At 61.0% G+C, this 374-nt stretch carries 1 pseudogene; it reads left to right on the top strand.

The features are described from left to right. A pseudogene (gene groEL / locus AC0L17_RS34645) lies at positions 1–374 on the top strand (chaperonin GroEL); the annotation flags it as partial.

The following is a 374-nucleotide window of genomic DNA, read 5'->3' as shown; positions in this document are numbered from 1 at the left end:
TTCGTCACCAACGCCGACAAGATGGTTGCGGATCTGGAAGACGCCTACATCCTTCTCCACGAGAAGAAGCTCTCCAATCTGCAGGCCATGCTGCCGGTCCTCGAGGCTGTCGTGCAGACGTCGAAGCCGCTGGTCATCATCTCGGAAGACGTCGAAGGCGAGGCCTTGGCCACGCTGGTCGTCAACAAGCTGCGTGGCGGCCTGAAGATCGCCGCCGTCAAGGCGCCGGGCTTCGGTGATCGCCGCAAGGCCATGCTGGAAGACATCGCCATCCTCACCGGTGGCCAGGTCATTTCTGAAGACCTCGGCATCAAGCTCGAGAATGTCGGCCTCAACATGCTCGGCCGCGCCAAGAAGGTGTCGATCTCCAAGGA

Source organism: Mesorhizobium sp. WSM4829, assembly GCF_055811475.1.
Note: the sequence above shows the minus strand (reverse complement) of the source record. Positions and strands in the feature narration are given on the sequence as shown.